The sequence below is a fragment of the Pseudomonas laurylsulfativorans genome (assembly GCF_002906155.1).
Lineage (GTDB): Bacteria > Pseudomonadota > Gammaproteobacteria > Pseudomonadales > Pseudomonadaceae > Aquipseudomonas > Aquipseudomonas laurylsulfativorans.
Map to the genome: position 1 here is coordinate 98710 of NZ_MUJK01000005.1, position 14534 is coordinate 113243.

Genomic DNA, 14534 nt, shown 5'->3' on the forward strand with positions numbered 1-14534 from the left:
ATTCCTGTCGTGGGATAAGACTTGAGTTATTGAGCCCAGCGCAGTTGCGTGGGCAAGGGTGAAACAGGTTCCGGTTCCGGCGGCTGGCCGGGCAGCGCCAGCACGCGATTGAGCACTTCGGTTTCCAGCGCCGCCAGCCGATGGGAGCCGCGCACCCGAGGGCGCGGCAGTTCGACGTGCAGGTCGAGGCCGACTTCACCGTCTTCGATCAGGATCACCCGATCGGCAATCGCCACCGCTTCGCTGACGTCATGGGTCACCAGCAACACCGTGAAACCGTGTTGCTGCCAGAGCCGTTCGATCAGCTGCTGCATTTCGATTCGGGTCAGGGCATCCAAAGCCCCCAAGGGTTCGTCGAGCAACAGCAAGCGCGGCTGATGAATCAACGCACGAGCCAAAGCCACGCGTTGTTTCTGTCCACCGGACAACGCTGCCGGCCACTCGTTAGCGCGATCGGCCAGGCCCACCGCTTCCAACGCGTCAAGCGCTTGCGGCCGCCAGTTGCCCTTGAGGCCCAGACCGACGTTGTCGATGATCTTTTTCCAGGGCAGCAAACGCGCTTCCTGAAACATCAACCGCGTGTCCTCCCGCGCCTCACTCAATGGCGCGGCACCGGCGAGCAATTCACCGCCCGTGGGCTGGTCGAGGCCGGCGAGCAATCGCAGCAAGGTACTTTTGCCGCAACCACTGCGACCCACCACGGCGACAAACTGGCCCGCCGGAATGTGCAGGTCGATCTCGCGCAGCACCTGCCGCGAGCCAAAGGTTTTTTGCAGCTTGCGCACCGCCAGCGGAATCCCGCGCAGCAGGCGTAGAGGTTGCTCCGCGATCATGCCGCACCTCCCTTGGTAACCTGATACGCCGGGTGCCAGCGCAGCCACACACGCTCAAGCCCACGGGCCGCGAGGTCGGCCAATTTGCCGAGCACCGCGTACAGCAGAATCGCCAGCACCACCACGTCAGTCTGCAAAAACTCCCGGGCATTCATGGCCAGATAGCCGATGCCGGAACTCGCGGAAATGGTTTCCGCCACGATCAACGTCAGCCACATAAAACCCAAAGCGAAGCGCACGCCGACCAGGATCGAAGGCAGCGCCCCCGGCAGGATCACCTGCCAGAACAGGCTGAAACCGGACAAGCCATAACTTCGCGACATCTCCACCAGCGCCGGATCGACATTGCGGATGCCGTGATAGGTGTTGAGGTAGATCGGGAACAAGGTGCCCAGCGCTACCAGGAAAATCTTCGCCGACTCGTCGATACCGAACCACAGGATCACCAGTGGAATCAGCGCCAGGTGCGGCACGTTGCGGATCATCTGCACCGAACTGTCGAGCAGGCGCTCACCCCACTTCGACAGGCCAGTGATAAAGCCCAGGGTCAAACCGATGCCGCCACCAATGGTGAAACCCAGCGCGGCACGCCAGCCGCTGATGGCCAGGTGCGTCCAGATTTCGCCGCTGCGCACCAGGCTCACGCCGGCTTCGATCACGGCGATCGGTGCCGGCAGGATCCGCGTCGACAACCAGCCCGCCGACACACTCAACTGCCACACCGCCAGCAGCAACACCGGCAACGCCCAGGGCGCCAGGCTGTGGATGATTTTCTTCATGACCGCGCCTCAGCTCTGGGACAAGGCTTTGGGCAGAATGTCGTTGGCCACCATCTCGCCGAACGGGCTGACGTAACCGGCACTTTTCGGCAACTCGGGACGCTCGACATCGAGGTGCGGGAACAGCAGTTCAGCGACGCGGTACGACTCTTCCAGGTGTGGATAACCGGAGAAAATGAACGTGTCGATGCCCAGGTCCGCGTACTCCTTCACGCGAGCGGCTACCGTCGGACCATCGCCCACCAGCGCCGTACCGGCACCACCGCGCACCAGGCCGACACCGGCCCACAGGTTCGGGCTGACTTCCAGATTGTCGCGGCTACCGCCATGCAAGGCGGCCATGCGTTGCTGACCAACCGAATCGAAACGTGCCAGCGAGGCCTGGGCACGAGCAATGGTGTCGTTGTCCAGATGCGAGATCAACCGGTCGGCGGCTTTCCAGGCCTCTTCATTGGTTTCGCGCACGATCACATGCAGGCGAATACCGAAGCGCACGGTGCGGCCAAGCTTGGCGGCTTTGGCGCGGACCTGTTCGATTTTTTCCGCGACGGCGGCCGGTGGTTCGCCCCAGGTCAAAACCATCTCCACCTGCTCTGCCGCGAGGTCTTGTGCCGCTTCCGAGGAGCCACCGAAGTACAGCGGCGGACGCGGTTGCTGGATCGGCGGATAGAGCAACTTCGCACCTTTCACGCTGATGTGCTGACCGTCGTAATCGACGGTTTCTCCTTCCAGCACACGGCGCCAGATGCGGGTGAATTCCACCGAGGCCTGATAGCGCTCTTCGTGGCTGAGGAACAGGCCATCACCAGCCAATTCTTCCGGATCACCGCCAGTCACCAGGTTGAACAATGCACGCCCGCCGGACAGTCGATCCAGGGTCGCGGCCTGACGCGCCGCCACCGTCGGGGAAATGATCCCGGGGCGCAGGGCGACAAGGAACTTCAAGCGCTGGGTCACCGGAATCAGCGATGCCGCCACCAGCCACGAGTCTTCGCACGAACGGCCGGTAGGGATCAGTACCCCGCCGAACCCCAGGCGATCCGCTGCCTGTGCGACTTGTTGCAGATAACCGTGATCGACGGCGCGGGCGCCTTCGGCGGTGCCAAGGTAATGGCCGTCGCCGTGGGTTGGCAGGAACCAGAAGATATTGAGGCTCATGGAGTGGTCTCCTTGGGGAATCGAATTATTGGGCTTTTGCAACGGCAGCCGGCGGCGTCCAGATCACGTCTTTGATGCTCAACGGCTTGGGAATCAGCTTGAGCTGGTAGAAGCTGTCGGCGATTTTCTGCTGCGCGGCGACCACTTCCGGGGTGAGGAACAACGCGCCGTAGCCCTGGCGTTTCACCGAGGTCAGGGTGATATCCGTCGGCAGGCCGAGCAGCGGCGAAACCTGTTGGGTCACGTCTTGCGGGTTAGCCTTGGACCACTCACCGACCGCGCGCACTTCTTCCACCAGGGTCTTGATCACCTCGGGATTTTTCTGCGCATAAGGCTTGGTCGCCAGGTAGAACTGATGGTTGTCGACGATGCCCTGACCATCACGCAGGGTGCGCGCTTGCAGTTGTTGTTCGGCGGCAGCCTGGTATGGGTCCCAGATCACCCAGGCGTCGACGCTGCCACGCTCGAACGCGGCGCGGGCATCGGCCGGCGGCAGGAATACAGTCTGGATGTCGGTGTATTTGAGGCCGGCGTCTTCCAGTGCGCGCACCAGCAGGTAGTGCACGTTGGAGCCCTTGTTGAGCACGACTTTCTTGCCCTTGAGCTCTGCCACCGACTTGATCGCCGAGTCCTTCGGCACCAGGATCGCCTCACTGTGCGGCGCTGGCGGTTCATAAGCGACGTAGAGCAAATCTGCGCCAGCCGCTTGAGCGAACACGGGCGGCGTCTCACCGGTCACGCCGAAGTCGATGGAGCCGACGTTCAAGCCTTCAAGCAGTTGTGGGCCACCGGGGAATTCCGTCCATTGCACGTCAACGCCTTGGGCGGCGAGGCGTTTTTCCAGGGTGCCCTTGGCTTTGAGCAGCACCAGGGTGCCGTACTTCTGATAACCGATTCGTAATGTCTCGGCCTGAGCTTGAGTAATGGCGCCGAAGGTGACAGCCGCAGCAAACAGAGCGACCAGACCACGACGCAAAATGACAGGGCGCATGGCGCTCTCCTTTTTGCAGTTGGGTTTTGGCTGCACCTGCTTGCCCGTTGGCGGGCGAGTAAGGCCAGTACTTCAATTTTTCGGTGGGGCTTAAATGCTCCAGCGAGCACTCAACAAACGTTCATTCAACAGGTTCGGATCGAGCGGCCTGGGCCGTCGCGCCATGGCACCGGAGAACTGCTCCAGCGCTTCATACAAACGTTGCTCCAGCTCCGGCGCCAACTGCGCCTGGGCGCTGCCTTCACCGTAGGCGATCTGGCTGTCGACGGCGAAAATCCCCTGCAGCATTTCCTGGGCCTTCAATGCCGACAGCACCGGCTTGAGCGCGTAATCCACCACCAGCATGTGGGCGATGCTGCCACCCGTGGCCATCGGCAAAACCACCTTGTGGCTCAAGGCGCGTTCGGGCAGCAGATCCAGCAGGACTTTCAGTGCCCCGGAAAACGATGCCTTGTAAACCGGTGTGGCGATCAGCAGGCCATCGGCGTTTTCAATCTGTTGCAGCAGGTCGATCACCTTGGGGCTGTCGAAGCGTGCGTGCAGCAGGTCTTCGGCCGGGAAGTCACGTACCTGATAACTCACTACTTCCACGCCCTGCTCTTGTAACCATTGCCGGGAGCGGTCCAGCAGCACCCCTGAACGAGAGCGCTGACTGGGACTGCCACCGAGTGAGACAACCAACATTCAGAGGATTCCTTGCTCGGCGTTGGCGATTCGCGGTTTGCGATCTCGCTTCAATGGAGTGACCTTAACAGCTGATTTATATATCCATAAATCATATTTATTCATTTGGTTATGCATTTAAGAGATATGCAAGTTCACTTCTTCCAGGCAAAAAAACAGGCCGTCGAAACGGCCTGAAATCCCCTGCTTAGAGAACATCCGAACACATACCTGTAGGAGCTGGCTTGCCAGCGATTGCGGTGTGCCTGAATCACCGCGTCGCCTGGTTCGCCGGCAAGCCAGCTCCTACAAAAGCGATTAGCGATTAGGCTGCGGCGTCAGGCGCAGGTAAGGCTTGACCGCACGATAACCCTTGGGAAAACGCTGTTTGATTTCATCCTCATCCTTGAGCGACGGCACGATCACCACTTCATCACCGTCCTGCCAGTTGGCCGGCGTGGCCACCTTGTAGTTGTCGGTGAGTTGCAGCGAGTCGATCACCCGCAGGATTTCATTGAAGTTGCGGCCGGTGCTCGCCGGGTAGGTAATCGTCAGCCGGACCTTTTTGTTTGGGTCGATCACAAACAGCGAGCGCACGGTCAAGGTGTCGTTGGCGTTGGGGTGGATCAGGTCGTAGAGGTCCGAGACCTTGCGGTCGGCGTCATCGAGGATCGGAAAGTTGACCACGGTGACCTGGGTTTCATTGATGTCCTCGATCCACCTGTGGTGCGACTCGACAGGGTCCACGGACAGTGCGATAGCCTTGACGCCGCGCGCTGCGAATTCATCCTTGAGTCTGGCGGTGAAACCCAGTTCGGTGGTGCACACCGGGGTGAAGTCCGCCGGATGGGAGAACAGCACGCCCCAGCTATCGCCCAGCCACTGATGGAAACGGATGATGCCGGCGCTGGAGTTCTGTTCGAAATCGGGGGCGATATCGCCAAGTCTGAGACCCATGGTGCTGCTCCTTGTGAGTGCTTGATGGGTTCAACTGTGCCTGTGTTTTTTATCTATTAAAAAGAATAAATATCGATTTATTTAGATCATTAAGAAATATTAAAAATCTGTTCACTGGACGTGCACGCGCAACCCGCCGAACATCGGCCACAAGGTTCGAGAAGGCCTTGAGTTGCTGCAAAGAGGGAACTTCAGGGCGGGATTACGGGGGTGAACCCGTCTTGAACATGTAAAAGCCCCGCCCGGTGCAATACCGGGCGGGGTTTTTTTGTCTCGGTTACGCGAGCGCTATTACAACAGCGGGATCGAGTAACTGAGGATCAGGCGGTTTTCATCCTGCGAACGGGTGTTCGGCAGGTCGGTGCGCCAGGTAGCGTTTTTCCACGCCAGGCCCAGGTTCTTCAACGCACCTTCCTGAACGACGTAAGCCACGCTCAGATCGCGCTCCCACTCGGAAGCACCATTGGCTGCCACGCCACCTTTAGAGTTAACGGTGTCGATGTTGTCGCCATGCAGATACACCAGACCCGCCGTCAGGCCAGGTACGCCGACCTTGGCGAAGTCATACGCGTAACGTGCCTGCCAGGTACGCTCGCCAGCACGGCCGAACTTCTGGATTTGTGAATCGGTGATGGTGTAGTTCGACGAACCGTCACCCTGGTTCAGCCAAGGGAAGTCGCTACTGCCGTTGCTGACCTGGTAACCGCCACCGAAGGTATGACCGGCAACCGAATACAGGAACAGGCCGCTGTACAGGTTGTTGTCGACCTTGCCTTTACCGTTTGGCGCGTTGTAGTTGCCAGTGGTGTAGTACAGCGGGTCGTGACCGTTGGCACCATCATCAGAGCTGTTGAAATAACGGAAATCCGACTTCAACACGCCCGGGCCGATGGCCCAGTTGTGCACCAGACCCAGGAAGTGTTGCTTGTAGAACTCTTCCAGGTTGCCGTAGTAGTACTGGGCAGTCAGGTCCTTGGTGATCTTGTAGTCGCCACCGGCATAGATGAACTTGTTGCTGTCGCGGAACTTGGTGCCGCGAGAGTTCGCGCCCGAAATCGACATCTGCTCATTGTTGCTGGAGTTACGGCCTTTGACGGCTTCGATCTGGCCACCGACCAGCGACAGGTCCTTGATCTCGGCGGAAGTGATCTGGCCACCCTGCCAGGTTTGCGGCAGCAGACGACCATCGTTGGTCACGATCACCGGATTTTTCGGCTGCAGGGTGCCCAGTTTCAGTTCGGTCTGGGAAACCTTGGCCTTGGCGGTCAGGCCCAGGCTGGAGAAGTCATCAACCGCCTCGCCGTTGGATTTGCTCGGGAAAACCGTGCCGCCGTAAGAGGTCGCCGTGGCGCCGTTGGTACCGCCGCCCGAATCCAGCTTGACGCCCAACAGGCCGATCGCATCGATACCGAAGCCGACGGTGCCTTGGGTGTAGCCGGAGATGAAGCGCAGATCGAAGCCTTGGCCCCACTCTTCGTTTTTGTTGGCACCGGCACCGTCGCGGTTGTCGGTGTTGATGTAGAAGTTACGCAGCCCCAGTGTTGCCTTGCTGTCTTCGATAAAACCCGCGGCGCTTGCCTGCTGGGCCAATACCCCGACGGCCACAGCCATGGCCAAGGTGGACTTGTTCATGTTTCGCTCCTCTAGTTTCTAATTCTGATGTTCCTGGTCCCGAATCGATTGCCCGGGATCCTGAATGCATAAATTCGCGACAAACCGTCTAAGCCGGTCGTTTGGCGGGCCGCAGGATACATGGCCTTAATGCCAAAAAGTATTTTTTAAGTGTTTTTAATACCACTATGGAATATGACTTCCCACGGCAGAACCGAGGTATCGACGGCAGGGCCGATTCCTTAACCTGATCAATTGTCGAGGGACGAAATTGCCAAATCCGAGCTCAGGGATGAGTGTCGGACAGACGCACTTTAAGCGGGATGGATAAAAACTAAAAAGAATAATAAATAATCAGCAAAGATCATTATGGAATATAAACGTCAGCTCAAAAAAAACCCCGCCGACAGGCGAGGTTTTTCCGCAAGGCTGGTTACAGGAAGCTGTAGGTGTAGTTGAAGATCAGGCGGGTCTGGTCAACATCAGGGTTGTTGGAGACTTCACTGCCACGGTAGACACCATTACGCAGCGTTACGCCGAAGCCTTTGAGAGCGCCCTGCTGGATGGTGTAGTCGACCCGCATGTCGCGTTCCCACTCGGAGCCATCAGGGCCGCGGCCGTTGGTAGCCTTGATGTTGTCGCCATGCAGGTAGGCGATCGAAGTTTTCAGGCCCGGCACGCCCAGTCCGGCGAAGTCATAGGAGTACTGACCGAAGGTGGTGTTTTCACCGGCACGAACAAAACCGTTGATCATGGAGTCGGTGAACAGGTAGAAGCTGGCGCCGCCGTTGCCTTCCGGACGGCCATTGCCATCGACCACGTTGCCCTGGTTCAGGTAGACAAAACCACCGTCATCGTTGACGCGCTGATGACCGAGCAGGAAGGCGTTGCCACCCAGGGTGTAGGTGAACATGGCGCTCCAGGTCTTGTTATCGACCTCGCCCGGGTTCTTGGCGAAACCGTTGTTGTTGTTGAAACGGAAACCCGGATCACCGTTCTTGCCGTCGGAGCTGCTGTCGAAGTAGCGAATATCCGTCTTGAAGGACTGGGTGGCATCGATCGGAAACACGTGGATCAAGCCCAGGAAGTCCTGCTTGTAGTAGTCCTTCAGATTCGAGTGGTAGTACTGCAGGGTCAGGTCCTTGGTGACCTTCCAGTCAGCACCACCGTAGTAGAACTTGTTGCTGTCCTCTGTACCGCCAGCCACGGCCAGGCCCGTGGAGTTCGAAGAGGCGCGCCCCGCCGAATGCTCCAACTGACCTGCGTTGAAGGTCACGTTGTCGATTTCTTTCGAAGTGATGGTGCCACCGTCAAAGGTCTGTGGCAGCAGACGGCTGTCGTTCGCGACCAGGATCGGCAAGTTGGGTGCCAGGGCGCCACCCAGGTGGGCCTCGGTCTTCGAGAAGCGCGCCTTGACGTTAGCGGCTGCACGGCTCCATTCGGACACGGCCGAACCATCGCTGTCGCTTGGGAAGAAGGTGTTGTTGTCTGGGTGGTGACCCTTGCCGCCGTCCAAGTGGATACCCAGCAGTGCCTGGGCGTCGATACCGAAACCGACAGTGCCTTGAGTGAAACCGGACAGATAATCGAATTTCAGGCCTTCTGCGGACTCTTTCTGATCCGCACCGCCTTCACGGTTATCGTTGTTGTAATACATGGTGCGAGAGCTGATGGAAGCCTTGCTGTCTTCCAGGAAACCTGCGGCGCCTGCCTGCTGCGCCAAAACCCCTACGGCCACGGCCAAAGCCAAGGTGGACTTGTTCATTGTGTAGCTCCTCTCGATTCTAATTCTTGTATTCCTGGTCTCGAGTCGTCGCCCGAAATCCTAAGATGCGCGATTAGCGCCAGACCGTGACCCACAAGTCAATCGTAACTTTGTGTGTCTACGACCATGGTCTAACCCCCGATTTTTTGGTCCCTGCAGGTCATGAGTTCGTCATAAGCCTGAAAAGAATTACCCGACTCTTTTCTAATACCCTTTAGGAATTTAGCTCCCCACTGCTCGATCACCCCGGAATACAAGGTTCGGCTCATAAGCTAATTCCTAAACGGTATTTATTTTAGTTTTTTTAGATCGATTAGTTTCAGACGCAATTCGGAAACAAATCCTTTACCGAAAGGCGACCCCATGACGACCAAACGCGCACTATCCAGACCAATTGTTACAGTTTGTGTATCCCTGGCATTTTCTTTCGCGGCTCAGGCGGCGAATCTCACCGTCGGTTACCAAACCGGAATCGACCCCAGCAAAGTCCCCCAGGCCGATGGCCTTTATGAAAAAACCATCGGCCAGCCCATCGACTGGCGGCGCTTCAACAGCGGCCCGGAAGTGGTCACGGCGATAGCCTCGGGCGATGTGCAAATCGGCAATCTGGGCTCCAGCCCGCTGGCCGCCGCCGCCTCGCGCAACCTGCCGATTGTCGCGTTCATCGTCTCGGCCCAGATCAATGCCGCCGAAGCGCTGGTGGTGCGCAACGGCAGCGGCATCGAAAAACCGCAAGATCTGATCGGAAAGACCATCGCCACCCCGTTCGTTTCAACCTCCCACTACAGCCTGCTTGGCGCGCTGAAGCACTGGGGCCTGGACAGCTCGAAAGTCAAAGTGGTGAACCTGCAGCCAGCGGAAATCGCAGCAGCCTGGAAGCGTGGTGATATTGATGGCGCGTTTGTCTGGTCACCCGCCCTGGGGGAAATCCGCAAGACCGGCAAGACCCTGACCGACGCTGCGCAGGTAGGCCAATGGGGTGCGCCAACCTTTGAGGTCTGGGTGGCGCGCAAGGATTACGCCGAGAAACATCCGGAGGTCGTGGCAAAGTTCGCCCGGGTTACCCTGGATTCGTTCGCCGACTATGCCGCTCATAAGGACCAATGGACCGTTGATTCGGTACCCGTCCAGAAAATCGCCAAACTGACCGGTGCCAACGCCGCCGATGTACCTGAACTGTTGGCCGGTTCCGCCTTCCCGGATGCCAAGGCGCAACAGAGCACCGCGCTGCTGGATGGCGGTACGGCCAAGGCCATTGGCGAGACGGCGAAATTCTTGAAGGAGCAAGGGAAGGTTGAAACGGTGCTGCCGGATTACTCGCCGTATGTCAGTGCGAAGTTTGTGCAGGAGTGAATGTAAAACCTTGTGGCGAGGGGGCTTGTCGGAGCGCCGAACCGCCCCGTTCGGTCGCGAAGCGGCCGCAAACCATGCGACTTGGTCGGGCAGGTTTTGGGGCTGCTCCGCAGCCCAACGGGGGCAAGCCCCCTCGCCACAGGGACCTCTGCTGCTCCAACATCAAAGGGCTTTTTCGAAGATCTTCGAATTACGCTGATAGTTGTACAGCGACGCCCGCGCCGACGGCAGTCGGTCGACACTGCTGGGTTCGAAGCCACGTTCGCGGAACCAGTGCGCGGTGCGGGTGGTAAGGACGAACAAGGTTTTCAACCCCTGCGCCCGGGCGCGGGTTTCAATACGTTCCAGCAGCTCATCGCCGCGACCGCCATGGCGATACTCCGGATTGACCGCCAGGCACGCCAGCTCGCCCGCGTCCGAATCGGCGATCTGATACAGCGCCGCACAGGCGATGATCATGCCTTCGCGTTCAACCACACTGAACTGCTCGATTTCGCGTTCCAGCACCTCGCGGGAACGGCGCACCAGGATGCCTTGCTCTTCCAGCGGACTGATCAAGTCCAGCAAACCACCAACATCTTCAATGGCCGCTTCGCGCACCACTTCGAACTGTTCCTGGGCCACCAGCGTACCGCCACCGTCGCGGGTGAACAGCTCGGTCAGCAGTGCACCGTCTTCGGCGTAACTGACGATATGGCTGCGGGCCACGCCGCCACGGCACGCTTCGGCCGCGGCATCCAGCAATTCCGCCTGATAGTTACTGCCCAGCCGTTGCAGATGCGCCGGCACTTGCTGCGGACGCAGCTCGCGCACCAGGCGCCCGTGTTCGTCGATCAGGCCCAGGTCGGCGCCGAACAGCAGCAGCTTGTCCGCGCCCAGGTCGATGGCCGCTCGCGTGGCGACGTCTTCGCAAGCGAGGTTGAAAATCTCCCCGGTCGGCGAATAGCCCAACGGCGACAGCAGCACGATGGAGCGCTCGTCCAGCAGACGGTTGATGCCCTTGCGATCGACCCGGCGCACTTCGCCGGTATGGTGGTAGTCGACACCTTCAAGCACGCCGATCGGCCGCGCCGTCACCAGGTTGCCGCTGGCCACCCGCAGGCGCGAGCCCTGCATCGGCGACGAAGCCATGTCCATCGACAGGCGAGCCTCAATGGCAATCCGCAACTGGCCGACCGCGTCGATCACGCACTCCAGGGTCGCGGCATCAGTGATGCGCATGCCGTGGTGGTAATGCGGAGTCAGGCCACGGGCCGCCAGGCGCGCTTCGATTTGCGGCCGGGAACCGTGAACCAGCACCAGCCGCACACCCAGGCTGTGCAGCAGCACCAGGTCGTGGACGATATTGCCGAAATTCGGGTGTTCAACGCCGTCGCCGGGCAGCATGACGACAAAGGTGCAATCGCGGTGGGCGTTGATGTAAGGCGAAGCGTGACGAAGCCAATTAACGTATTCGGGCATGAACCTGGGCCTGTAATAAATAGCAGCCGAAAAAAGGGCGAAACTGAAAACGCACAGCGGGCTGATGGTTATCGTCGGAACAGGCTTGGCGACACGCGCGCTCTCCTCATGAATACGGGTTTGGACACCGGCAATTTAACTGCAAAACCCTGTAGGAGCGAGCTTGCTCGCGATGGATGTGAGGGCACCGCGTTTATCCAGGCAGCCCTCGTCATCGTTAACGTCCATCGCGAGCGAGCTCGCTCCTACAGGGGGTTCAGGCAATAGTGTTCGATCAGTTGCCTTAATAGATGCACCGTAGGCTGCAAACGTGACATTTCGAGGTATTCCCCCGGCTGGTGGGCGCAGGCGATATCACCCGGGCCAAGCACCAGCGTTTCACAGCCAAGGCGCTGAAGATAAGGTGCTTCGGTGCCGAACGCTACTGCTTCGGCGCTGTGGCCGGTGAGCTTTTCGGCAATTCGCACCAACTCTGCGTCCTCGGCCTGCTCGAAGGGCGGTACTTCAGGGAACAACGGCGCGTAATCGATCTTGACCTGATGTCGTTCGGCTATCGGGTTGAGTTTCTGCAGGATCTCGGCGCGCAGGACCTTGGGGTCCATGCCGGGCAACGGCCGCAAATCGAATTCCAGCGAACACTGGCCGCAGATGCGGTTGGGGTTGTCGCCGCCATGAATGCAGCCGAAATTCATCGTTGGCGTCGGCACGCCAAACTGTGGATTGCGGAATTCGCGCTGCCATAACAAGCGCAGGCCTCGCAGTTCACCGATGGCATCGTGCATGGCTTCCAGGGCGCTATGGCCCAGGCGCGGATCGGAGGAGTGACCGCTCTGACCGAGGATGTCGATGCGTTCCATCATAATGCCTTTGTGCATGCGGATCGGCTTGAGCCCTGTCGGCTCGCCAATCACCGCCGCCCGCCCCAGCGGTCGCCCCGCTTCGGCCAGCGCACGGGCGCCGGACATCGAGCTTTCTTCATCGCAGGTGGCGAGAATCAGCAACGGCTGTTTGAACGGCTGATCGAGCAGCGGTTTGACCGCCTCGATGGCCAGGGCGAAAAAGCCCTTCATGTCACAACTGCCCAGGCCGACCCAACGACCGTCGACTTCAGTCAGTTTCAGCGGGTCGGTTTGCCACAGCGCACCGTCGAACGGCACGGTGTCGCTGTGCCCGGCCAGCACCAGGCCGCCGGGGCCGGAACCGAAACTGGCCAGCAGATTGAACTTGCCGTGGCTGACCTGCTGGATCTCGCAGGAAAAACCCAGCTCGCCGAGCCAGGTCGCCAACAGATCGATCACCGGGCGGTTGGTCTGATCGAGACTGGGTTGGGTGCAACTGACGGACGGTGCAGCGATCAACGCAGCGAATTGTTCTTTCATAGACGGCAATGGCATCGCTGACTCCCGGCACCCGAATTGAAGTCCATCATAGAACCAACCGGTGACAGGAATAAACCGTCGCGGCGCGGACTAACCTTGAGTCCTGTACACTGCACGACCTTGGCAGCCACACATTCCCCCGGCTGCGCTCCCGATCCTGGATTTTCCGGCCATGCAGAAAGAAACCGAAATCAAACTCCGCGTCAGCCGCGAAACCCTCGCCGCCCTGCGCGAGCATCCGTTACTGAAAAAACGCAACAAAAGTGGCTGGGAACGCCGTGAGTTGATGAACCAGTACTTCGACACGCCAGAGCGCGACCTGGCGCAGGCCAAAGTCGCCCTGCGCCTGCGCAAGGATGGCGAAGAAGTGATTCAGACCCTCAAGACCCGCGGCCAGAGCGTCGCTGGCTTGTCAGTACGTAACGAGTACGACTGGAACCTGCCCAAAGCCAAGCTCGACCTGAAGAAACTCGACGGCGAATGCTGGCCCGAAGAACTGGCCGAACTGGACAAAAAAACCCTGAAGCCGATCTTCACCACCGACTTCGTCCGCGAACGCGCGGAAATCGCTTGGGGTCGCGGCAAGACCAAAGTGGTCATCGAAGCTGCGCTGGACTTGGGTCACGTTGTGGTCGGCAAGCAGAAAGAAGAAATCTGCGAGCTGGAACTGGAACTGCGCGAAGGTGAGCCAGCAGCCCTGCTGGAACTGGCCGCCGAACTGGCCGAGAAACTGGCCCTGATGCCATGCGACATCAGCAAGGCCGAGCGCGGTTATCGCCTGTACGACGCCCACAGCTATTCGTTGAGCCTGCCGGCACCGCAGATCACCGCCGAAACGCCGCTGGACGACGCCTTCGCCGCCTTGAGCTGGCATTTGCTGGGCAGCAGCCAGCGCCTTGCCGAGCAGTATCGCTTCAACGGTCACTGGCGCCTGCTGCAGGACTGGGTCGAATGCCTCGCGGAAATGCGCGCGCTGATCAGCAGCCTCGGCCAGGCCGCTCCGCGTCAGTCGACCCACGACCTGCGTGTCGCCCTCGATGCCTTGCTGGAAGACTGGCGTCCGCTGGTCCAGGCCGGTCTGGACGATGAAGACGTGCGCAAAGCCGCGCCCGAGCAGTTCCTCGAAGAACTGGAAGACCCGCGCTGGGGCCTGTTCTCCCTGACCACCTCGCGCTGGTTGCTGGCCCGCACCTGGGCCGCCGACCGCAACACCCGTGGCAATCGCCAGGGCGCTGCACAACTGGGCAGCTGGTTGCCGCGCCTGTTGGGCGAAGAAGCCACATCGTTGCAACTGCAGCGTTACCAGCAACAACCGGAAGATCTGGCCGAGCAACTGCCGCGCATCGAACGCATTCAGGTCTGGCTGCACCACGCGCGCAACGTGCTGGAGATCCCGGAAATGGATCGCCTGTACGGCGAGCTGAACAAGCTGGCGCAACTGGCCAACGAATCGATCACCGATGAAGTCCTGGATGCGCGCAAGCAGCAGGCGATTGCGGTGTATCAGAACCGCGCCTGGAAAATGTTGCTGCGTCTGTAATACCTTGTGGCGAGGGGGCTTGCCCCCGTTGGGTTGCGCAGCGA

Annotated in this window: 12 protein-coding genes; 2 read left to right on the forward strand and 10 right to left on the reverse strand. The window is 59.7% G+C overall.

All coding sequences use genetic code 11. From position 1 onward, the window contains the following. Positions 1–26 precede the first annotated feature (26 nt). From ssuB to B0D71_RS17235, 8 genes are all read right to left on the reverse strand, one after another. Positions 27–833, reverse strand: coding sequence for an aliphatic sulfonates ABC transporter ATP-binding protein (gene ssuB, locus B0D71_RS17200; RefSeq protein WP_103395842.1), 807 nt, complete (start codon positions 831–833; stop codon positions 27–29). Beyond that, positions 830–1612 (reverse strand): aliphatic sulfonate ABC transporter permease SsuC, encoded by a 783-nt coding sequence (gene ssuC, locus B0D71_RS17205; protein ID WP_103395843.1) that lies wholly within the window; start codon positions 1610–1612, stop codon positions 830–832. Before ssuC ends, ssuB begins: the two co-directional genes overlap by 4 nt. 9 nt (positions 1613–1621) lie before the next feature. Beyond that, the gene (gene ssuD, locus B0D71_RS17210; protein WP_103395844.1) at positions 1622–2770 is read right to left on the reverse strand and encodes an FMNH2-dependent alkanesulfonate monooxygenase; all 1149 of its coding nucleotides are present in this window, start codon (positions 2768–2770) and stop codon (positions 1622–1624) included. A 25-nt stretch (positions 2771–2795) separates the two neighbouring features. Further along, entirely contained in the window at positions 2796–3761 is a 966-nt protein-coding gene (locus B0D71_RS17215) for a sulfonate ABC transporter substrate-binding protein (RefSeq protein WP_103395845.1), read from the reverse strand. A 90-nt stretch (positions 3762–3851) separates the two neighbouring features. Beyond that, the gene (gene ssuE / locus B0D71_RS17220; protein ID WP_103395846.1) at positions 3852–4445 is read right to left on the reverse strand and encodes an NADPH-dependent FMN reductase; all 594 of its coding nucleotides are present in this window, start codon (positions 4443–4445) and stop codon (positions 3852–3854) included. A 297-nt stretch (positions 4446–4742) separates the two neighbouring features. After that, on the reverse strand, positions 4743–5381 hold the full coding sequence (locus B0D71_RS17225; protein ID WP_103395847.1) for a peroxiredoxin: 639 nt from the start codon (positions 5379–5381) through the stop codon (positions 4743–4745). A gap of 291 nt (positions 5382–5672) precedes the next feature. Further along, complete coding sequence (locus tag B0D71_RS17230; RefSeq protein ID WP_103395848.1) at positions 5673–7013, reverse strand: OprD family porin; 1341 nt, start codon at positions 7011–7013, stop codon at positions 5673–5675. A gap of 412 nt (positions 7014–7425) precedes the next feature. After that, positions 7426–8757 carry an OprD family porin gene (locus tag B0D71_RS17235; protein ID WP_103395849.1) on the reverse strand — a complete coding sequence of 444 codons (1332 nt, stop codon included), beginning with the start codon at positions 8755–8757 and terminating at the stop codon, positions 7426–7428. 363 nt (positions 8758–9120) lie between these two features. On the opposite strand from B0D71_RS17235, the gene tauA reads away from it, so the two are divergent. Beyond that, positions 9121–10110 carry a taurine ABC transporter substrate-binding protein gene (gene tauA / locus B0D71_RS17240; RefSeq protein ID WP_103395850.1) on the forward strand — a complete coding sequence of 330 codons (990 nt, stop codon included), beginning with the start codon at positions 9121–9123 and terminating at the stop codon, positions 10108–10110. 162 nt (positions 10111–10272) lie between these two features. On the opposite strand, the gene argA is transcribed toward tauA, so the two are convergent. Further along, a complete protein-coding gene (gene argA, locus B0D71_RS17245; protein WP_007978929.1) occupies positions 10273–11571 on the reverse strand; it encodes an amino-acid N-acetyltransferase in 1299 nt (432 codons plus the stop codon). 245 nt (positions 11572–11816) lie between these two features. Then, positions 11817–12965: an acetylornithine deacetylase gene (gene argE, locus B0D71_RS17250; RefSeq protein WP_103395851.1), complete on the reverse strand. Its 1149-nt coding sequence runs from the start codon at positions 12963–12965 to the stop codon at positions 11817–11819. Positions 12966–13122: 157 nt separating this feature from the next. Between argE and B0D71_RS17255 the strand changes: the two genes are divergently transcribed. Continuing rightward, positions 13123–14490, forward strand: coding sequence for a CYTH domain-containing protein (locus B0D71_RS17255; RefSeq protein WP_103395852.1), 1368 nt, complete (start codon positions 13123–13125; stop codon positions 14488–14490). Positions 14491–14534: the final 44 nt, after the last annotated feature.

Coding starts and splice junctions, on each gene's coding strand:
- ssuB (WP_103395842.1), bottom strand. CDS start 833: ATGATCGCGGAGCAACCTCTACGCCTGCTGCGCGGGATTCCGCTGGCG.
- ssuC (WP_103395843.1), bottom strand. CDS start 1,612: ATGAAGAAAATCATCCACAGCCTGGCGCCCTGGGCGTTGCCGGTGTTG.
- ssuD (WP_103395844.1), bottom strand. CDS start 2,770: ATGAGCCTCAATATCTTCTGGTTCCTGCCAACCCACGGCGACGGCCAT.
- B0D71_RS17215 (WP_103395845.1), bottom strand. CDS start 3,761: ATGCGCCCTGTCATTTTGCGTCGTGGTCTGGTCGCTCTGTTTGCTGCG.
- ssuE (WP_103395846.1), bottom strand. CDS start 4,445: ATGTTGGTTGTCTCACTCGGTGGCAGTCCCAGTCAGCGCTCTCGTTCA.
- B0D71_RS17225 (WP_103395847.1), bottom strand. CDS start 5,381: ATGGGTCTCAGACTTGGCGATATCGCCCCCGATTTCGAACAGAACTCC.
- B0D71_RS17230 (WP_103395848.1), bottom strand. CDS start 7,013: ATGAACAAGTCCACCTTGGCCATGGCTGTGGCCGTCGGGGTATTGGCC.
- B0D71_RS17235 (WP_103395849.1), bottom strand. CDS start 8,757: ATGAACAAGTCCACCTTGGCTTTGGCCGTGGCCGTAGGGGTTTTGGCG.
- tauA (WP_103395850.1), top strand. CDS start 9,121: ATGACGACCAAACGCGCACTATCCAGACCAATTGTTACAGTTTGTGTA.
- argA (WP_007978929.1), bottom strand. CDS start 11,571: ATGCCCGAATACGTTAATTGGCTTCGTCACGCTTCGCCTTACATCAAC.
- argE (WP_103395851.1), bottom strand. CDS start 12,965: ATGCCATTGCCGTCTATGAAAGAACAATTCGCTGCGTTGATCGCTGCA.
- B0D71_RS17255 (WP_103395852.1), top strand. CDS start 13,123: ATGCAGAAAGAAACCGAAATCAAACTCCGCGTCAGCCGCGAAACCCTC.